Source organism: Glutamicibacter sp. Je.9.36, assembly GCF_051129975.1.
In the GTDB taxonomy this organism is placed as follows: domain Bacteria; phylum Actinomycetota; class Actinomycetes; order Actinomycetales; family Micrococcaceae; genus Glutamicibacter.
This window is the reverse complement of the sequence record NZ_JBCPSN010000002.1, coordinates 504470-522155: the sequence shown is the minus strand read 5'-3', so window position 1 is coordinate 522155 and position 17686 is coordinate 504470. Positions and strand designations below refer to the sequence as shown.

Here is a 17686-nt window from a genome sequence, read left to right as displayed (position 1 = left end):
CTACTCGTTCTCTCCGTCGCGGTCGACGCACAGGCCCTGCCACTGGGAGTCGGCAACGACTTCCTGATTGCATCCTCCACAGGTCGCGGTGACCTCGTCAGGGAGAGGGACCAAGTCCAGTTCACGATTGCGATGGGGCTCGTTCATGGCCGAGTACTCCATGGCCAGCTTCTCGTCGATGTCGAGTTCGTAGCCGAGATGCTCAGTGAGGAAGTTGTAGTAATCGTGAGCGCTCTTCCAGCGAGAGCCGTGCCGGTGGTTTTCAAATCCCGAGCGTTCGAAGCCCGGCAACTTACCCAGCGATTCCTCGACGCTGACCTGATCGGCAAACGCGAGCACCATGCCCAGGTAAGCCATTGACTGGCGCACCAGATGCTTGTGCACTTCGTCATTCCAGCGATCCAAGAGCTCGCTGGAAGCGGGTGTGCCGTCAAACTCTGGGGGCTTGATGCCCACCACGTCGCCAAGAATGGTGCGACCCTCTTCGGAATAACGGACTAAGGAGTTGATCTGCTTTGCGATAGCGTCCTTGGCCAGCGACTCCGAAGGCTTCACCGTCTCGAAAGCGTTCTTGATGAACGCGATTCGGGAGCGCTGCACAATCTTGAGCATGCTCTTGAGCTTGTCCTGGGTCTGCTTGTCCTGCTTCTCAGCTTCGGTCAGCTCGGGCTTCGCCTTTTTCTGCTTCGCGTACCAAACCGGTTCCGGGTCCCGGTAGTTGAAGCGGTACTTGTGGCCGGCGGCAACATGCTCCTCATCGGTCATCTCGTCCTCAACGGCTGACCAACCACTGCTGTAGGAAATCTCGTAGTCGCCTTCTTTGGCGTCCAACTCTTTCAGCTCCGCCACGCGCTGTGACTTCTTGATCGACATCTCAGTCTCTGTAATGACGCGCTCGACGGTCTCAACGCTGGCGCCGTTAGGCATGTCCTCGATGCGTTCCACGGCGCGTTCGTACAGGTTCGGGATATCGGACTTCTCTTCCAGCTCCTGCAAGCGCTGTACCGCGTCCAGGCTCAGGCGGCCGGCCGAGTACGCCTTGGATACTCCGTCGTTCTTCTGGGCGACCTTGGCGCGAGCCTGCACCTCCTTGCGGGACATCTTGAACTTCTTGCCCACGGTCGTGATATCCATGCCAAGATCCAGCAAGCCCTGGATGCCCTTGGATACTTCGGCTTCGGACAGTGGCCGGTGGTTGCGGCCAGTGGTCAGCATCGTCTCGATGTCAGCGCGAGCACCACGCTCCTCGGTGGGCTCTGGAAGAACCACGCAAGGAACCTCGGTCAGGCCGGCCTGCGCGGCAGCAGCACGACGACGGTTGCCGTCCTGCACCACGAAGTCACCTTCACGGTCCGGGTGCGGGTAAACGAGCAGCGGGTTCAGCAAGCCCAGCGACTTGATCTCGCCGGACAACTGGGTCAGATCGCCCAAGTCCTCACGGATATTATCGGGGTGCTGATGAACAGCGGAAAGGGCAAGAACTTCAAGTCTGCCGTTGAATTTAGCCAAAAAAATACACCTCTAGTGCTTCAAAAGATTTGGAAAGAAAACAGTTATGCGGCGCGGAAAGCGCGAAGGTCAGACGCCACCCAGTCGCCAACAGCCAGGACAACCCAGCCGAACGCTGCAATAGCGCACAAGCCACTGAAACCGGAAGGCAACTGCGCGGTCAGCATGCAGAGCAGCAAGAGCAAACCGATGGCCGGCATATGGACCCAGAACATGCGGCGCACCGCGAAACGAAGAACGCCTGCAGGACTCATGGGAATCACCCTTCAAACAAGGACTGGGCCGGCACCGGGGGAGGAAGGAGCACCGCGGAGAAATCAGCGATCTCCAAACCGTTCACGTGCAAGTGGCCCACGCCGTTGTCGCCGTCCGCGACGGTGCCGACCTCGACGTAGACGTTGCACCCGCGGTACTTGTTCTTCGCCCATGCACTCACCGTTGCCTTAGCGGCCTTGGCGCGATCAGCCTTCGGCGATTCCAGCCAGGACGTATGCAACGACGCAGACGGCCGGCCGGAGCCCTTCGGATTGATCACCACGCGGCCCTCGACCCGGCTCATTGCTGATCACTCGTCTGTGGGTCATCAATGATGGATTTACGTTTGGGCGGAACAACGATCCGCTGCGTCGCTGCGTCCGGCAGGGCAGAAGGGAGCGGGAATCTCGAAGCTCGCATGACTCCGGTCGGTGCGTCAAGAACGTTGATGTCTGATCCAACCGGCACGGTCAGCGTGGATGGGTGGCCCGAGCGCTGCACCATCTCTGCAATCTGCATGCCCCGTAACTTATCGATCTGGTCCCGCAGCTCGTCCAACGCGTCATCGAGCCGGTCGATGTTCACTAGCGTGTGATCGATGGCTCCGTTGATGTTGCCGGTGGAGTCGAACCCTGGCCACTGCTTCAAAGCAGTCAGCAAGTGAACGGTGGCTTCCTTCGCACGGTCGTAAGCATCCTGGCGAGCTACCAGATTCTGTGCTTCGGCCAGACGTGCTGGGGAAACTGACTGGTGATTCTTTCGGAACCAAGACTTAGTCATTGTTCTGTCCTCTTCTCGCTTTGCAGATGATGCACTGGCAAGGTTCACTTCCAGCTGGGGTGAACCCGATATCGATACCTTCGAGTCCGCTTGCCGAGGCGAGCTTCCTGCCAACCTCGTCGGCGACCCGGTTCGCGACTTCCTGCGTCCGGAGCATTGCCCGGCCTGCCTCGACCTGCGTATGCTTCAGCTCAGCGGACTTCTCGTTGGCCTTCGCCCCGGTGATGAAGAAGTACATTCCCGAGCCAAGGACTCCGAGGAATACCAGGTAGGCAGCGCTGAACAAGATCCACATGATGGCGTTCACTTCTTGCTCCTTGGCTTGCGTCCTTCGCACCAACCAAAGCGTGCAGCTTCACCGCGATGCTCGGCACAGTACTTGTCGCGCTCCGAACCGCGAGCCCTCTTGTTTTCCTTCAGCTCGATACCGCAGAACCCGCACAGTCGGGCAGCGGCTTCCGGCCGAATGCGAGTAGCTACAATGCCCACGAGTGCTGCACCTCCACCCGCTGGTTATCGATGTACGCCTGCAGATCCTTGGCAGCGACACGGATCGTCTTGCCTGTCCGGCCGATCATCACCTTGGGCAGTTCACCTAGATCGATCAAGTCGTAAATGGTCTGCTTGCTCACCGAGAGAAGCTCACCAGCCTCGACAACCGAGTAGAGCAACCGGACCGGTCTGGTCTCAGTCGGCACCCCTGGTTCAACATCCACTACACGCTCGCCCCTGCGAGTCTGCGGAAAGTTGACTACACTGGTCATTGAAATCACTCCTTACTTACCGTTTGAATGTTTGGTTTCGTTGCCCTCAGCAGTTGCACCTGCTGGGGGCATTTTCTTGTCCTGGGTATTGCTCATGCCACGGCCTTTTGGCTTGTGATTCGTGAATCAGATTTCACATTGGGCATGACTTCGTTTTCTTCAAGTTCGAAGTAGTCCTCCCAGTCCACGTCGAGTCGTGCGGCGATGTGCAGTGCAAGGTCCTCCGTCAGAGTCTTCATCTGCCCGGTTTCAATCAGGTAGATGGTTGTCTGTGAGCGACGGACAAGCATTGCTAGATCTCGCTGGCTATAGTGCCGGTTGATCCGCTTCCTCTTGAGGCCGCTCGGGTTCTTTACTCGCATCCAACTCTCCTTTCGAACGAGGTGCAGATGCCTTGATCCCTTACGCATAACTAGTATTCCTTCCTTTTTTCACTATGACAAGTACATCATGAATCATCTTTCATCTACTTGTCAAGACGATAAGTAGCAAAACCCCTAAAGTAACTGGGATGATTGACTAGTTACTTGTCAGAGATTCGTTTTCTCTTGTTGCTCAAGTTACGACGATCCGAGGAAGGTTTGAGTTGTGAAACCAACGAACTCGCTACCAGAGCTTATTGACCTAGCGGTGTCCAAGCACAAGACATCCGTCAGGCAAATGAGTTTTGTTGCCCAGAAAAATGGGTACCGGGTTACCGCTACGACTCTCAACCAAATTCGCAATGGCAGCTACAAGTCAAAGCCCAGCCAGGAGACCCTGGCCGCGATTGCCTGGTTGGCTGGGGTGGACGAGACATTGGCTTTCGCAGCAGCGGGACAACCAGTCCCAGGCCCGCCACTAGCTGACGAACTTCCGCCAGGCGCAGACAACCTCTCGCCAAAATCGCGGAAGGCCGTTGTTGACATGGTTCGGGTCCTCGTCGACCTTGAAGCAGGTAATAATGAGCAACGCACCTCAGACCCAGAAGACGCAACGCCCCGCACCCTGCGAGCGGTGGCGCCCACGAGTGACACTCGCCCTGGACAGAAGACCGAACCGGACCACGGCATCACAGAACTCCACGGCGACGAAGCCAGGAACATCCCAGTACCACCACGCGAGCAACTCGCAGCACACCCGAAGGTGAAGACCAGGAGTGAACAGCTCGACGAAGAAACTGGCGAGCGCGATGGTGACATAGAAGGCAGGTTCTGAGTTGAATAAGAACTTTGGGGATCCTCTACCGCATCAGTGGTTTAGCGAAAAGCCAATAGACGTAACCTTGTTCCGCATCAACCGTCGAGAACTTGATCCGAAGCGACCGACAATAATTCCTCGCTACTCGGAAGAGCTATTGATTCACTTGCGCGCTGTCCTGGAATTGTCGGGCACCATCAGCATGCGAGAGGACGGGCGTAAGTGGAATATTGGCAACCTCGTGAACCACCCGGACGACGGAGCCTTGACTGCGCGCATAGGAAGTATCTCGACCGAGCAGACTGTTCGATCAGACTTTGACGATGAATCCAAGGCTTGGAAGGACGGACCAACAGAAATAACGCGAACTTCGGTAACTGGTATCGCCGTACTTGAATCACGTCGAGTCGTTGGCATTGCCCCGATGCCCGGCGTGTCAGCGAAATCAATCGCTCGCGTTCTCGCCAAGGCACTCAACGACGGCGAAAAATTGCTTCCTGTCCCCGTTACGGATTGGCATGTTGACCCCGTGATGGATGAAGTCGCGTTCTGGAAATGGATCAACGAGACTTCGCGGGTTACTGAAATCAAGACCGTGTTTGCGAGGCCAAATCCGGACGGGGCAGAAGCTTGGGAGAGCGAGATGGCGAGATTGGACGCTCTTGAAGCCGCTAGCATTACTGAAACTCTAAAGGCCCGCGACCAAGAAGCTGGGTTAAACAAATCTGCCCTCAAGCAAGACCAAGCCTTCGAATCTAAAGTATCTGCTGCCAAGAAGTCTTGGGCAATGATTTCGGCCAAGGGGGTCAAGGACGATCAGAAGGTTACCTACTCGCAGGAATCGTCGGTAGCCTCTGAGAGGATAACCAGGAAGGTAACTTCTTGGCCGGTCTTTATCGAGGGTCTAATTGATGCCACAATTCGCGGTAGGAGAAAAATAGGATGAGTAGCATGAGGCGAGAACATGGATTCCTTGCAGCGGTGGGCGCCCTGAAGTTCAAGGATGTTTTCGCTTCATCTGAGTTTCTTGTTGGTGTACCTGTCGGAATATTGCTTGCCAGTGCACAAACGGCTTGGGGAACAACAGAGTTGAGGGTTTCCACCACGACTGCTTTCGTTTCCATCATCACGGCACTACTCGGTATTATTTTCGCCGGATTCGCCATGGTAGTGGCTTTTCTTTCCCCAAAATATCTTTCATTCCTGGATCAATCCGAGGAAGGCGTCAAGAAATTTTTCCGGCCCTTCATGATTGCTATCGGCATGCAGTGCATCCTGTTGTTTCTAGCTGTTTTCCATATGTCGCTTGGAGCCAGTCTAGATTGGGTTACCGAACTCGTCTTGTTTTGGGTAACTTCGATCTCATTCGCATGGAATGTAATTGATGTCGTTGCTCTTGCCAGAAGTGTAATGATGCAAGCAACGGTTCGAGCTAGACATGATCGCATAATCGGGGATTCTGAGAAGAGGTAGCTTCCCCCTAGCATTTCTTCCCGACAGTTTGACTCCTTGACCCTTCATAGTCGCACACAGTTCTACTAGTACATATATTCGAACTTATGCAGAATGTATGGGGCATGCTGCGCTCACTCGCGCACGTCATGATTATTTGGAATCGTCCGTACCCGGACATAGTCGCGGCCACGGATGGCCGGCGCATTTGGATTGACCCGAAACTCACGTCAATTGAGCGCAAGTGCTTCCTGGCGCACGAGGCCATCCATATCCAGCACGGCCACAACGGCTGCCAGTCGCCGGCCATCGAACGGCAAGTCTGCCTGGAAGTGGCACGCTTCCTCGTCTCCTTTGAGAGCCTGCAGGATGTTGCTGGCTGGTCGCGCTGCCCGATTGAAATGGCCGAGGAGCTCGGTGTTACCGAGCAAGTACTCTTGGACCGTCTGGCCACGCTAGATGGCGACCAGATCCAGGCTCTCTGGCCGCCAAGCGAACACATTGCCTAACCACTTATCCACATCTCGTAACCAACCGCGCCAAGGGGGTCTATTTGGCGCGCACAATTTCCCCAAGGAGGGAAGAGCCATGACTACCTCAGGCCAAACAAGGCGCAGCAACAACGAAGGCACGGTGCCCCGCCAGCGGAAAGACGGCCAGTGGCAATCGAACTACGTTGCCGGCTACCTCCCAAGCGGCAAGCCCGTCCGCAAATCCGTCTACGGCAAGACCAAGGCCGAATGCGCTACCAAGCTACGCGCTGCGATCAACAAGGCGTCCGGCGGCTCGGTGGCCTTGTCTCGTGCGCCGAGGCTGATTGAGTGGCTGGATCACTATCTCGACGTGATCGCCCCAAACGACATCAAGGAACGCACCATCAACGCGCATCGCTCCAAGATCGACAACTACGTGCGCGGCCACAGGATCGCGTCTAAGCGCCTAGATAAGCTCACCCCGACCGACATCGATATTCTCTACCAAGATGCGCGGGGGAGCAGGAAGCGATCCACCAAGCAGGGGTCAACGGCGGACCCGCTGTCACCAAGCACTATCCTTGGCCTGCACCGAGTCTTACGGCGAGCGCTGAACGTGGCTGTGAATCGTGGTGTTCTGGGTAGCAATCCGGTTTTGCGTGTTGATGTTGCTGGACGGTCTGATTTTGAGCCGCAGGTTTACACGACCGGGGACGTGCGGAAGATGCTTGCTGCCGCTGGCGAGTTGGACGATGGCGCTCGGTGGATTCTGAATCTGACACTTGGCCCTAGGCAGGGTGAAGCGCTCGGCCTCTCCTGGTCGGACATCAATTTCGAGACCGGACGCTTCAAGATTGTGCGTGAGGTCTTCTCTCTACCTTGGAAGCATGGTTGCGCCGAGGGCTCCGAGTGCGGACGTAGGTACGGTTCGAACTGTCCTGCTCGGAAGGGTGGCGGATTCTTTACAGGTCCGCCGAAGAGTGCTGCGGGAAACCGAAGTGTGCCAATGCCGGATCAACTTATGTCCGCTTTGAAGGAACACCGCAAAGTCCAAGCTCTGCAGCGCACAGCAGATTGGGCACCCTACACCGATCAAGCAGGAGTGGCCCACGAATTGGTGTTCTGCCGGCCCAACGGCCAGCCGATAGATCACCGAGCCGATTGGCAAGCCTGGAAGGACTTCCTGGCGACGTCAGGGGTTCCAGATGGACGAGTCCACGATGGCCGGCATGCTGCGGCCACGACGCTGTTACTACTGGGCATTGATCCGCGGGTAGTCATGGAGATTCTTGGATGGTCGCAAGTCGCAATGCTGGCCAGGTACCAGCATGTACTAGACGAGATGCACGATGACGTTGCCAAGAAACTCACCAGCCACTGGACCCCTGAACCCGAGCCGGAGAGCAATGTCATTTCTCTTGCCGATGCCCGCAAGGAAAAGCGAGGTGCTAACTACTAAGCTGCTTGCGGAGGGAGACCAGATGCGGAACGTCCATCCAGAGCTGGATGCCTACCATTCTGCAATCCAGACGAAGTTCGCCAATCTGCTTGATCAGCGGTGAATAGTTCTTCGCCAGCCCTGCGGGCAAATAGCCAATCTTTTTTCCCTCCAGCGTCATGATCTTCACTGCGTTGGGATCAATCTTGTTTCGCGGTTCCACCTTGGCGATGACGTAAGTAGGATCGAACGCCTCTCGTTTCTAGTCGCTCATGTAGTGCGACATTCCCACGCATCTCGTTGATCGGCTAGTTAGATCCGGGAAGTATTCCAATTTGCTTCGCTCCTAATTACTTGCAGCATTTCCTGAGCCCGATCTTACTGTCCAAAGTCGCTTACTATTGGTGTCTCAACGACCCGCTCAAAAACTAAACTGTGGTAAAACTGTGGTAATTTCTATGAATCCGACCCGGTAATGAGCATAAAAAAGAACCGCCGTTCACTTGTTTTACCAAGTGAACGGCGGTTCTTTATTTTGTACCCCCGGCCGGATTCGAACCGGCGACCTAGAGATTAGAAGGCTCTTGCTCTATCCAGCTGAGCTACGGAGGCATGACCGAAAATAGTTTAGCTCATTGATCACCAAAAATACGACTTGAGGCCGATAGGGTGGAGAAACGAATGTAGATCATCATCTGATTAGGAGTAGTTAAGTTGCCGAAATTGAGAATCGGTAGCGTGTTGAGCATCGTGTGCTTCTGTGTGCTCAGCGTGGTTTTAGCTTGGGCCGTAGCGCTGCCGCTTTGGATGGGAGAAGGCATAAACGATGCCAAGCTTCCGGGAATCGCCATGGCAATGATGTTTACCCCGACCATCGCTGCTCTAGTGATTGCCATTGTCGAACGCCGGCTAACGAGCTTCACCTCCGAGGTTGGGCTCTGGCCAATCAAGCGTCCGGGGAAGTTTGCCATCGCACTGGTGCTGTCCTATGTGATTCCGCTCGGGCTCATACTTCAAGCGCCCTTCATCGGAACATGGCTAGGGGTCTTCCCTGGTGATCTGCAGAATTTCACCGTACTGCGCGTTGTCTCCGGCCAAGAAGGTCCGACAATCTATCTTCTCGGACAGGCGGGGTTGATAGTTGTCGCTGGCCTCATGAATTCCTTGTTTGCCTTAGGAGAGGAGATTGGTTGGCGGGGATGGCTTTGGATTCGCCTGCAGCCTTATGGGCAGCTTGCATCAATTCTTGTATCCGGCGTCGTCTGGGGGATCTGGCATGCACCACTGGTTCTCCTGGGCTACAACTATCCGATGGCTACGGGCGCGTGGGGAGTCATGGCTATGTGCGGCATGTGCACCGTATTTGGCGCCTTCCTTGGCTGGTTGCGTACCTACAGCGATTCCGTATGGCCAGCGGCTTTAGCGCATGGAGCCTTCAACGCCAGCGTGGGATTGGTTTCACTGTTTATGGTGATGGGAGTTCCTTTGGACGCAACAAGAGCATCAATCTTGGGTTGGTCCGGCTGGATCCTGCCAGGAATCGTCATAGCCGCCATGCTATTGAAAGGCGCATTCAAACCGCAATGGGCTAAAGATTTATCCACAGACCGTTGACTTTGCGTCCGACCGGATCTTGCGGTGCGCCATCATCGGATTCAATGGCAGAAAGGGCTTCTGCCATTTGTATCCAATAGGAGGCAGTCCAATGAGCGATCTTGTGACAATCCGCGGAATTATCGGAACGGAACCTCAACTCAGCATTACGCCCAAGGGTGTTTCCATCTTGAAATTCCGAGTAGCGACGCATGAGCGAAAACGCGATCTTGAAACAGGGCAGTGGGTCGACGGGCCAACCAATTGGTATGCGGTCTCGGCGTTCCGTGCCCTGGCAGAGAATTCCATGGAATCCCTGGGGCAAGGCGACCATGTAATGATTTTCGGAAAATTGCTGATCCGAGAATTTGAACGAGCAGATGGCTCGCGAGGGAACAGTGCAGATATCGAGGCTTATTCAATTGGTCACGATCTGCGTTTTGGAACGAGTTCCTTCAACCGTGTACGGACAGATACCGGCGAAATGGAGCGTGTGCAGCACCCGTCACGTTCGTCCGACACTGAAGCGAACTGGCAAAGCGAGGATGGGGAAGCGGCCTGAAGACGCGTGTTCTGGTGGTGTTTGAGGGTTTCGTGTGAATCCGGGCACCACCAACCCAAAATAGTGGTGTGTGGATTCGGAAATGACCCCCGCAACAGACTAGCCTTAAGAACATGGCGGAATTCATTTACACGATGACCAAGGCTCGCAAGGCCGTTGGCGACAAAGTCATCCTTGACAATGTCAGCATGTCGTTCTTCCCCGGTGCCAAAATTGGCGTCGTGGGACCCAACGGTGCTGGTAAGTCAACGATCCTAAAGATCATGGCGGGGATCGATACTCCCTCCAACGGTGAAGCGCGTCTTTCACCGGGCTACTCGGTAGGCATCCTGCTGCAGGAACCCCCACTGAATGAAGAAAAGACCGTCCTGGGCAACGTCCAGGAAGGTGTTGGCGAGATCTATGAAAAGATCACTCGCTTCAACGAAATCTCGGAAGAGATGGCACAGGACGGTGCCGACTTCGACACGCTCCTGGAAGAAATGGGCAAGCTGCAGGAAGCGATTGACGCTGCCGACGCTTGGGACATCGACAATCAGCTCGAACAGGCAATGGACGCGCTGCGCTGCCCACCAGGCGACGAGAAAGTTACCCACCTCTCCGGTGGTGAACGTCGACGTGTAGCGCTGTGCAAGCTTCTCTTGCAGAAGCCGGACTTGCTGCTGCTCGATGAGCCTACTAACCACTTGGACGCAGAGTCCGTACTGTGGCTGGAACAGCACCTGGCATCTTACCCGGGCGCTGTGCTGGCCGTAACCCACGACCGCTACTTCCTGGACCATGTCGCCGAATGGATCTGTGAAGTTGACCGCGGTCGCCTGCACCCATACGAGGGCAACTACTCCACTTACCTGGAGAAGAAGCGCGAGCGCATGGAAGTTCAGGGAAAGAAAGACCAGAAGCTTGCTAAGCGTCTGGCAGAAGAACTCGAGTGGGTTCGTTCGAACGCCAAGGGCCGTCAGACTAAGTCGAAGGCGCGTCTGGCGCGCTACGAGGAAATGGCTGCGGAAGCCGAGCGTACCCGCAAGCTGGACTTCGAAGAAATCCAGATTCCGCCAGGCCCGCGCCTGGGCCAGCTGGTAATCGAAGCCGAAAACTTGAAGAAGGGATTCGGCGATCGTGTATTGATCGATGGTCTGTCCTTCTCGCTACCACGCAACGGCATTGTGGGTGTCATTGGTCCCAACGGCGTCGGCAAGTCGACCCTGTTCAAGACCATCGTTGGCATGGAAGAGCTTGACGGTGGCACCCTGAAGGTCGGCGACACGGTCAAGATTTCCTATGTCGACCAGAATCGCGAAAATATCGACCCAGAGAAGTCGTTGTGGGAGGTCGTTTCTGACGGCCTCGATTACATCAACGTCGGTCAAGTTGAGATGCCATCGCGTGCCTACGTTTCGGCGTTCGGGTTCAAGGGCCCAGACCAGCAGAAGAAGGCAGGTGTTCTCTCCGGTGGTGAGCGCAACCGTCTGAACCTGGCACTGACCCTCAAGCAGGGTGGCAACCTGTTGCTGCTCGATGAGCCTACTAACGACTTGGACGTTGAAACCCTGTCGTCGTTGGAAAACGCGCTGCTTGAGTTCCCGGGTTGCGCTGTAGTGGTCTCCCACGACCGTTGGTTCCTGGACCGAGTCGCGACCCACATCTTGTCGTACGAGGGCACTGAAGAGAACCCATCGAACTGGTACTGGTTCGAAGGCAACTTCGACTCTTACGAGAGCAACAAGGTTGAACGATTGGGTGCCGACGCGGCTAAGCCACACCGTGTTACCCACCGTCGCCTGACCCGCGACTAATCCACGGGCATGAAAATAGCCGCCACATTTGTGGCGGCTATTTTTATGCCGCAGGAGGCATCGTTCAGTTAGCTCGTCGTCGAATCGGCACGCAATCCGGACAATTTCAGGTACTCGCGATCCTGGTAGAGCAGGTGTTGCTGTTGCGCATGCCCGAAGAGTACCTCATGGACTTCAGCAGCAATCAGGCGGGAGCCTCCAACGCTGATGGATGAGTGAATACTGGCGCGGAAAGCAACGGGAGCCTCGATGAAATGTGGCTCGCCGGTGGGCAAGACCCGGAAATGTTGATCGCTGGTAAATCGTGGGGCACCCGGGCGCGCGAAATTATTTGCCAGCTCGTGCTGGTCTTCGCCGAGCATATGGATCACGAAACTCGGTGCTGCTAGCACAGCGCCGGCAGCGCCGGATTCTTTGGCCAGCGAGAACGAAACGGCAACGGGATCAATGGAAAGCGAAGCGAGGGAAGAGATAGTTAAACCGTAGAATGCCCCGTCGACCGCTGCAGTAATCACTGCTACTCCAGCAGGATGGTGACGGAAGGCTGCACGGAATCCATCTGATAATTCGCTCACTGAGCCGCTCCTCTGCCTGGAGTTGGAATGAAACTCCAGTGACTGATGCAAAAGCCCGAGCTTTTGCCAACAACTTTGAATACTTCCACCCTAAGACCTCAAGTAAACTTGAGGTCAAGGAAAGGGGTGGTGATGCTTCACACAGCGGAATCTGGGGATTGCGAAAAAGATTTTCCCGGGCGTGAACTTCTAAGCATCGGGCAGGTTAGCGAACGCACTGGTGTGGCCAGATCTGCACTGCATTATTACGAAGATATTGGGCTGATCGCTTCCATGCGGACAGCTGGGAATCAGCGACGCTATCCTCGCCACTTGCTGCGTCGTATCTCGTTGATCAGTGTCGGCAGTAAGTTGGGTATCCCACTCAGCGACATCAAGCGTGCTTTGGCACCAGTGCCGATGGGAAAAATCCCCGAGGAAAGAGACTGGCTTCGCGCGACAGAGGAATGGAAGAAAGTACTCGAAGCGAGGCGGCGTGCCATCGAGGAATTAGAAGATCGGCTTATGGGATGCATTGGATGCGGCTGCCTGTCGATGCAGGCCTGCAGCCTCCTGAATCCGGAAGACCAATTGGCGCGTGAAGGTGTGGGCGCGCGGCGATTGGAAGCACCCGCAGATGTCGGGGAGCAGTCCATGTAGCCGGAGGGGCAGAACATTACCTGTTTTGAAATTCCGATATCCTCTGGCGCCTTCGGTTGGCGCCGCCTGGAACTCCCGTACTGAACTCGGCACTTACTAGAATGTAATCATGAAAATTGCTCAAATATATCGCTTTCCTGTTAAAGGGCTACCAGGCGAAGCAGTCAGTCCGGTCGCAGCCAATAAGGGAAGCGGGCTAGAAGGCGATCGCTGTGTCGCCTTCGGAAACGGCACAATTGAGCACCAAGACGGGCAGTGGCAGAGCTGCCTAAGCTTCACTATTCTCAAGAACAACAAGAGCCTGCAAAAGTGGCAAGTTGAATCCAGTTTTCCACTTATCACCATGACCGCGCCAGCATCTACAGGTGCGGCACCATTGACCTTTGATGCCAGTAGCCAGCATGGCAGGGATGCCGCCAGCGCCTATCTGTCGAATCACTTGCCGGCGCAGGGGCCAAAACCGCGAAGATTGGTGTCTGCACCGCAAGGAATGTTCGATTCGCGACTGTCGGGCATTTCGATTATTAACCCCAATACGGTTGCGGAGCTGTCGCGAGTATCCGGGGTGCACTTGGATCCCCGGCGGTATCGAGGCAACCTTTTGGTGGAAGGCCTGCCCGCATACTCGGAATATGGGCTTATTGGCAAAGTGCTGCGCATAGGCGAAACCCGTATTGCCATTACCAAATCAATCGCCCGTTGCTCAGCAACCTCGGTAAATCCGGATACTACCGAAGTCGATACCAACGGTCCCCGTTTGCTGGCAACGCACTTTGGCCACGTTCACTGTGGCATTTATGGAACCGTTCTGGAATCCGGGGTCTTAGAGACTGGTGCCTCAATTGAAATAGAAAACGAAACAACCGAGGCCGAAGAACTGGTTCCAGTGAAGATCTCTCCACGGTTCATGACCATACTTCGAAACGAGGACTTGGGCTCAGGAGTAGTCGAACTGCTGCTTCACGATCCTTACGGATGGATTAAGTCGGAGTATGAAGCGGGCATGCATCTAAGGGTTCACTTGCCAGATCCGCTGTGGAGAAATTACACCATCACATCGGTGAGCGACCGGGGGATAAGTATCGCCGTTCGCATCCAAGGTGAAGCTTCAGCGAAAATAGCACAGCTGCAGGAGGACGATCAGCTTCTTGTCTCAGGGCCGTACGGAGTGCTGACCTCGGCTAATGTACTAGGGTCCAGCACTGCCATCGTCAGCGCTGGAATTGGCATCACTCCTGCTTTGGGGCTGCTCGGGGATGCTGCAGCGGTGAATGGCAGCCAAGATCTGAGGTTCATCCATGTCGAACGTGGCGGAGCCAGTGCCTTGTACACCCGGCTGGAACAGATGGTTGCCGGGCTGAAGGCGCCAATCAGCTTGGATCGCATCGACACCTCCGAGGGGCGGCCAGCGGCTGCTGCGATCGCAGCACGGCTACGCGGTTGCAGCAGGGTGGTGGTGTGCGGGCCTGAAGAGTTCACCAAGATGGTATTCGAGGCGTGCGAGCAAGCGGGAATTTCTGCTTCGCAGATTTACAGCGAAACCTTCGCATCACCGGCGACCGATCTGGAACGCCTTTTTGAGAACTATCCGCCCGCAGAAGTCTCTTGTCGCGGGAGCGAAAAGAATTTCACCTGGAGTGCGGAGAATGGAGTGCTGCTTGATGCGCTGGAAGAGCAAGGGCTTGAACCGGCTAGTCTTTGCCGCTCAGGTTCTTGCGGCGAATGCGCCGTTAGCCTGCTCAGGGGCAGGATTTCCTACCCGTTGGAGCCGAGCGCCCGCGTAGCACCGGGCCAGATCCTCACCTGTATGGCCGTACCAGCAGGCGATATTGAACTGGACGCATGAACCACGCGGGCGGTGCGCTATCGATTGAGGGCTAGTGCCCCTCTGCGAACTCAGGCAGGCGGATCATGCCTTCCTGGGCGACGGTCGCGACGAGCTCGCCTGCCTTGTTGTAGAACTTTCCCGCACCAAGCCCGCGGGCCGACGAGGCCGATGGCGAATGAAGTACGTAGAGCAGCCATTCATCGACTCGGAAATCCCGGTGCCACCACATTGCGTGATCGAGGCTGGCGATGCTCAAGCCACGATGTACCCATGGCACTCCATGGGCTCGCAGGGCAGGCTCAAGAAGCATGTAGTCGCTCGCGTAAGCCAAGGCAGCTCGGTGCAGGGCGGGCTCATCGGGCATTGCCGAGGTGGTGCGCAGCCAAACAGCACTATCGGCAAGCTTGGCCGAATTTCCTGGAAGGTAGATCGGTTCCGAAACATGCCGGACGTCGAAAGGCCGTTCGAAAGCCCATTCCTTTGCCACTGGATGGTCCAGGTGCCCCACGAGATCTGCAGTAGTCGGAAGCGACTCGGGATCCGGGATTCCGGCAGGCATTGGATCATGGTGTTCGAGGCCGTTTGCCGGTTCCTGGAACGAGGTGATCATTGACAGGATCGGTTCGCCATTTTGGTAGGCGTGCACTCGACGTGCGGAAAATGAGCGGCCATCGCGCAGGCGCTGTACGCCGAAAGTGATGTTCTGGTTCGGGTCTCCCGGACGCAGGAAGTAACCGTGCAGGGAATGGATCGCACGGGTCGCTTCAACTGTACGCGTGGCGGCCATGATCGATTGGGCCAGAACCTGCCCGCCAAAGACGCGAGGTCGAGTCTGCCCAGGGGTATGGCCGATGAAGATATCCTCATCCGTGCGCGCCTGGTCTTCTCCATCCAGATTCAACAGATCCAGCAGGATCTGGGTGGTGCCTAGGTCTTCGGTCACTGTGCGGGCTCCTTGGAATGCGATAGCGGAACAAAACCAAATTTAATGCTACTCGAAAGTAATATGTTCAGTTGAGATTCGGACTCATAGGAAAACTATACGTTTCACGGAGCAGCATCACGCCATGAGCAAAGTCGCCACGCGTAGTAGCCGCTCCGTGAGACGATAAATATATGGCTAGTGATGCGGTGATTTTCGACGACAGTAATTCAGTAAGCGACTTAGCGAACTTTATTAGCCGGGCGAAAACAATTGAAGATGATGCGGCCCAATTCGTCGCTCGAAATACGGCCTTGGCTGTCTATGTACCTGTTTTGGTCCCTTCCGACCTCGGTCAAGGCGGCTATACCATCCTCGGAATGCGAGTTCATCGCTTGGCGCAGCCTGCAGATCTCAAGGCCAGCTATTCCTTGGCATCGATCCAGGATCGCCTTGCTCGCATGGGGGAGTCAACCGTCGACTTCGCGCTCCCACCGGTTGAAGAGAACCCTAAATGGGCTGGGATCTCCGTGCCGGTCTCAGGCTGGGAAGATGCAGGAGCCGTAGCGAACGACATGCTAACTTCCTCAGCTCAAAACGGCATCGACGCCGTCGCCCAAGCATTGCCGGAAAACCCGGGATTGCCTGTGCTTGTGCAGATACGGCAGCGAATTTGGGCTGCGGATGTGCCAGGAGAAGATTTGAAGATTCCTATGGGCTCCGCATTTGCCATGCATGCCTTGGGTTTCCTGGCGCCTGGCGGGCAAAGCCGAGTATTCCGCAATGGCAGTTGGACTCGACTGAGCAACGAGCGAGGGCATGTCCTTGTCCGCAAAGCCTCTTTGCTCGGCTAAGCAGTAATAAGGATATGGACTAGAACTCGCCCGTGGCGGTTCTAGTCCATAAATTCTTAGAGCAGATTCCGGTGTTCATCCGGAGTGTTCAGCAACGAGTGAGCCGCACGCTCAAAGTAGTCCCGAAGGGTTTCGGCCTGCAGCATTGGCAGCTCTAGCTGGTCGATAGCCTTGTCCATGTGGCCCAGCCAGACATCACGGTAGTGGCCGTTCACCGGGTAGTTTGCATGACGCATGCGGAGCCGAGGGTGGCCACGATGCTCGGAGAACGTTGTCGGACCACCCCAGTATTGTTCCAGGAACAGCTGGAGGCGAACTTGGGCAGCCCGAAGCTCCTTCTCTGGATACATCCGACGGAAATCCTCGTCTTCGGCAACGGAACTGTAGAAATTCTTGGTCAGCTGAGCGAAAATCTCGCGACCGCCAACCTCTGCGTAGAAGGTACCGGGATAGTTGGCAACGTCGATCTGCGTTTCGGCGGCATCCAAGAATTCTTGGCTGGATCGGCCTAGAACCAGGGGATTGCTGAAGGGATCCTTTTTCGGGTCATGTGCAAGTGGCAGGTTTTCAGTCATTCGTAAAAATCCTCAGGAGGAGCTAGGGGATACCGGCTCGTGGAGAACCGGGAAGTTGACGGACCGGGCGATGAAGCAAACCTTGTTCGCCTGGGAGTGGAGCGAATCGGCAAGTTCTCGTTGGGATTCATCGGCAAGGTAAACGACGGGCCGCAAGATGGCTTGGGTGAATTCACCGCTGTTATTCCGATTGAGACGCAGTGTTCCAGAAGCATCGTCCGTATAACCCGTGATATTCACGCCGCGGGTAACTGCTACATGCAGATACGAGAGCATGTGGCATTGGCTCAGGGCAGCAAGCAGGAGTTGTTCTGGATTCCAGCGATCGCGATCCCCATGGAATGTTGGATCCGCGGTGCCCGGCAAATCTGGCAAGCCCGATGCGCGCAATACATGGTCCCGGCCGTAGCTGCGGTAGCTTTCCGTTCCGGTTCCACGATTGCCTGTCCATTCGAGCCCTACCCGATATTCATGTTGCGAGAGGTCCATAGG

23 protein-coding genes and 1 tRNA gene are annotated in these 17686 nt (G+C 55.8%); 11 read left to right on the top strand and 13 right to left on the bottom strand.

Annotated features, from left to right (window positions below):
- From AAZQ98_RS06820 to AAZQ98_RS06790, 7 genes are all read right to left on the bottom strand, one after another.
- On the bottom strand, positions 1-1509 hold the full coding sequence (locus AAZQ98_RS06820) for a ParB/RepB/Spo0J family partition protein (RefSeq protein WP_434690793.1): 1509 nt from the start codon (positions 1507-1509) through the stop codon (positions 1-3).
- A 44-nt stretch (positions 1510-1553) separates the two neighbouring features.
- A complete protein-coding gene (locus tag AAZQ98_RS06815; RefSeq protein WP_434690790.1) occupies positions 1554-1763 on the bottom strand; it encodes a hypothetical protein in 210 nt (69 codons plus the stop codon).
- 5 nt (positions 1764-1768) lie between these two features.
- Complete coding sequence (locus AAZQ98_RS06810; RefSeq protein ID WP_434690788.1) at positions 1769-2044, bottom strand: hypothetical protein; 276 nt, start codon at positions 2042-2044, stop codon at positions 1769-1771.
- Positions 2045-2064: 20 nt separating this feature from the next.
- A complete protein-coding gene (locus AAZQ98_RS06805; RefSeq protein WP_434690785.1) occupies positions 2065-2544 on the bottom strand; it encodes a hypothetical protein in 480 nt (159 codons plus the stop codon).
- Positions 2537-2851, bottom strand: a complete 315-nt coding sequence (locus tag AAZQ98_RS06800) for a hypothetical protein (RefSeq protein WP_434690783.1) — start codon at positions 2849-2851, stop codon at positions 2537-2539. The genes AAZQ98_RS06805 and AAZQ98_RS06800 overlap by 8 nt, the downstream gene beginning before the upstream one ends.
- Before the next feature lie 169 nt (positions 2852-3020).
- Positions 3021-3308 (bottom strand): helix-turn-helix domain-containing protein, encoded by a 288-nt coding sequence (locus AAZQ98_RS06795; RefSeq protein WP_434690780.1) that lies wholly within the window; start codon positions 3306-3308, stop codon positions 3021-3023.
- A 92-nt stretch (positions 3309-3400) separates the two neighbouring features.
- A complete protein-coding gene (locus AAZQ98_RS06790; protein WP_434690778.1) occupies positions 3401-3670 on the bottom strand; it encodes a helix-turn-helix transcriptional regulator in 270 nt (89 codons plus the stop codon).
- Between the two features lie 226 nt (positions 3671-3896).
- On the opposite strand from AAZQ98_RS06790, the gene AAZQ98_RS06785 reads away from it, so the two are divergent.
- The 5 genes from AAZQ98_RS06785 (at position 3897) to AAZQ98_RS06765 (ending at position 7871) form a co-directional block, all read left to right on the top strand.
- The gene (locus tag AAZQ98_RS06785; protein WP_434690775.1) at positions 3897-4505 is read left to right on the top strand and encodes a hypothetical protein; all 609 of its coding nucleotides are present in this window, start codon (positions 3897-3899) and stop codon (positions 4503-4505) included.
- 1 nt (position 4506) lies between these two features.
- Entirely contained in the window at positions 4507-5433 is a 927-nt protein-coding gene (locus tag AAZQ98_RS06780) for a hypothetical protein (protein ID WP_434690772.1), read from the top strand.
- A gap of 5 nt (positions 5434-5438) precedes the next feature.
- The gene (locus AAZQ98_RS06775) at positions 5439-5960 is read left to right on the top strand and encodes a hypothetical protein (RefSeq protein WP_434690769.1); all 522 of its coding nucleotides are present in this window, start codon (positions 5439-5441) and stop codon (positions 5958-5960) included.
- A 104-nt stretch (positions 5961-6064) separates the two neighbouring features.
- Complete coding sequence (locus tag AAZQ98_RS06770; RefSeq protein ID WP_434690767.1) at positions 6065-6448, top strand: ImmA/IrrE family metallo-endopeptidase; 384 nt, start codon at positions 6065-6067, stop codon at positions 6446-6448.
- Between the two features lie 79 nt (positions 6449-6527).
- Positions 6528-7871, top strand: coding sequence for a tyrosine-type recombinase/integrase (locus AAZQ98_RS06765; RefSeq protein WP_434690764.1), 1344 nt, complete (start codon positions 6528-6530; stop codon positions 7869-7871).
- Here the strand turns inward: AAZQ98_RS06765 and AAZQ98_RS06760 are convergent.
- Both AAZQ98_RS06760 and AAZQ98_RS06755 read right to left on the bottom strand, forming a co-directional pair.
- Entirely contained in the window at positions 7861-8082 is a 222-nt protein-coding gene (locus AAZQ98_RS06760; protein ID WP_434691331.1) for an HIRAN domain-containing protein, read from the bottom strand. The genes AAZQ98_RS06765 and AAZQ98_RS06760 overlap by 11 nt on opposite strands.
- A 306-nt stretch (positions 8083-8388) precedes the next feature.
- Positions 8389-8462 (bottom strand) — tRNA-Arg (locus AAZQ98_RS06755).
- 126 nt (positions 8463-8588) lie between these two features.
- On the opposite strand from AAZQ98_RS06755, the gene AAZQ98_RS06750 reads away from it, so the two are divergent.
- The 3 genes from AAZQ98_RS06750 (at position 8589) to ettA (ending at position 11801) form a co-directional block, all read left to right on the top strand.
- On the top strand, positions 8589-9464 hold the full coding sequence (locus tag AAZQ98_RS06750) for a lysostaphin resistance A-like protein (RefSeq protein ID WP_434690763.1): 876 nt from the start codon (positions 8589-8591) through the stop codon (positions 9462-9464).
- Positions 9465-9555: 91 nt separating this feature from the next.
- Positions 9556-10005 carry a single-stranded DNA-binding protein gene (locus AAZQ98_RS06745; protein WP_434690760.1) on the top strand — a complete coding sequence of 150 codons (450 nt, stop codon included), beginning with the start codon at positions 9556-9558 and terminating at the stop codon, positions 10003-10005.
- Between the two features lie 113 nt (positions 10006-10118).
- A complete protein-coding gene (gene ettA, locus AAZQ98_RS06740) occupies positions 10119-11801 on the top strand; it encodes an energy-dependent translational throttle protein EttA (protein ID WP_105661447.1) in 1683 nt (560 codons plus the stop codon).
- A gap of 68 nt (positions 11802-11869) precedes the next feature.
- Here the strand turns inward: ettA and AAZQ98_RS06735 are convergent, their stop codons facing one another.
- On the bottom strand, positions 11870-12376 hold the full coding sequence (locus AAZQ98_RS06735; RefSeq protein WP_434690756.1) for a flavin reductase family protein: 507 nt from the start codon (positions 12374-12376) through the stop codon (positions 11870-11872).
- Between the two features lie 132 nt (positions 12377-12508).
- Between AAZQ98_RS06735 and soxR the strand changes: the two genes are divergently transcribed.
- Positions 12509-13015, top strand: coding sequence for a redox-sensitive transcriptional activator SoxR (soxR, locus tag AAZQ98_RS06730; RefSeq protein ID WP_434691329.1), 507 nt, complete (start codon positions 12509-12511; stop codon positions 13013-13015).
- A gap of 109 nt (positions 13016-13124) precedes the next feature.
- Complete coding sequence (locus AAZQ98_RS06725) at positions 13125-14861, top strand: MOSC domain-containing protein (protein WP_434690753.1); 1737 nt, start codon at positions 13125-13127, stop codon at positions 14859-14861.
- 31 nt (positions 14862-14892) lie between these two features.
- Here AAZQ98_RS06725 and AAZQ98_RS06720 read toward each other — a convergent pair whose 3' ends face one another.
- Positions 14893-15786, bottom strand: a complete 894-nt coding sequence (locus AAZQ98_RS06720) for an acyl-CoA thioesterase (RefSeq protein WP_434690750.1) — start codon at positions 15784-15786, stop codon at positions 14893-14895.
- Between the two features lie 173 nt (positions 15787-15959).
- Between AAZQ98_RS06720 and AAZQ98_RS06715 the strand changes: the two genes are divergently transcribed.
- Entirely contained in the window at positions 15960-16619 is a 660-nt protein-coding gene (locus AAZQ98_RS06715) for a hypothetical protein (RefSeq protein ID WP_434690748.1), read from the top strand.
- A gap of 56 nt (positions 16620-16675) precedes the next feature.
- On the opposite strand, the gene AAZQ98_RS06710 is transcribed toward AAZQ98_RS06715, so the two are convergent.
- Together AAZQ98_RS06710 and AAZQ98_RS06705 are read right to left on the bottom strand one after the other, a co-directional pair.
- Positions 16676-17194: a globin gene (locus AAZQ98_RS06710; protein ID WP_434690747.1), complete on the bottom strand. Its 519-nt coding sequence runs from the start codon at positions 17192-17194 to the stop codon at positions 16676-16678.
- A gap of 12 nt (positions 17195-17206) precedes the next feature.
- On the bottom strand, positions 17207-17683 hold the full coding sequence (locus tag AAZQ98_RS06705; RefSeq protein ID WP_434690744.1) for an OsmC family protein: 477 nt from the start codon (positions 17681-17683) through the stop codon (positions 17207-17209).
- Positions 17684-17686: the final 3 nt, after the last annotated feature.

What these genes read in the sequence shown, in the direction of transcription:
- AAZQ98_RS06715 (WP_434690748.1), top strand. Translation starts at nt 15,960, where the DNA reads ATGGCTAGTGATGCGGTGATTTTCGACGACAGTAATTCAGTAAGCGAC.
- AAZQ98_RS06790 (WP_434690778.1), bottom strand. Translation starts at nt 3,670, where the DNA reads ATGCGAGTAAAGAACCCGAGCGGCCTCAAGAGGAAGCGGATCAACCGG.
- AAZQ98_RS06705 (WP_434690744.1), bottom strand. Translation starts at nt 17,683, where the DNA reads ATGGACCTCTCGCAACATGAATATCGGGTAGGGCTCGAATGGACAGGC.
- AAZQ98_RS06710 (WP_434690747.1), bottom strand. Translation starts at nt 17,194, where the DNA reads ATGACTGAAAACCTGCCACTTGCACATGACCCGAAAAAGGATCCCTTC.
- AAZQ98_RS06795 (WP_434690780.1), bottom strand. Translation starts at nt 3,308, where the DNA reads ATGACCAGTGTAGTCAACTTTCCGCAGACTCGCAGGGGCGAGCGTGTA.
- AAZQ98_RS06815 (WP_434690790.1), bottom strand. Translation starts at nt 1,763, where the DNA reads ATGAGTCCTGCAGGCGTTCTTCGTTTCGCGGTGCGCCGCATGTTCTGG.
- ettA (WP_105661447.1), top strand. Translation starts at nt 10,119, where the DNA reads ATGGCGGAATTCATTTACACGATGACCAAGGCTCGCAAGGCCGTTGGC.
- AAZQ98_RS06770 (WP_434690767.1), top strand. Translation starts at nt 6,065, where the DNA reads ATGCTGCGCTCACTCGCGCACGTCATGATTATTTGGAATCGTCCGTAC.
- AAZQ98_RS06805 (WP_434690785.1), bottom strand. Translation starts at nt 2,544, where the DNA reads ATGACTAAGTCTTGGTTCCGAAAGAATCACCAGTCAGTTTCCCCAGCA.
- AAZQ98_RS06775 (WP_434690769.1), top strand. Translation starts at nt 5,439, where the DNA reads ATGAGGCGAGAACATGGATTCCTTGCAGCGGTGGGCGCCCTGAAGTTC.
- soxR (WP_434691329.1), top strand. Translation starts at nt 12,509, where the DNA reads ATGCTTCACACAGCGGAATCTGGGGATTGCGAAAAAGATTTTCCCGGG.
- AAZQ98_RS06765 (WP_434690764.1), top strand. Translation starts at nt 6,528, where the DNA reads ATGACTACCTCAGGCCAAACAAGGCGCAGCAACAACGAAGGCACGGTG.
- AAZQ98_RS06725 (WP_434690753.1), top strand. Translation starts at nt 13,125, where the DNA reads ATGAAAATTGCTCAAATATATCGCTTTCCTGTTAAAGGGCTACCAGGC.
- AAZQ98_RS06745 (WP_434690760.1), top strand. Translation starts at nt 9,556, where the DNA reads ATGAGCGATCTTGTGACAATCCGCGGAATTATCGGAACGGAACCTCAA.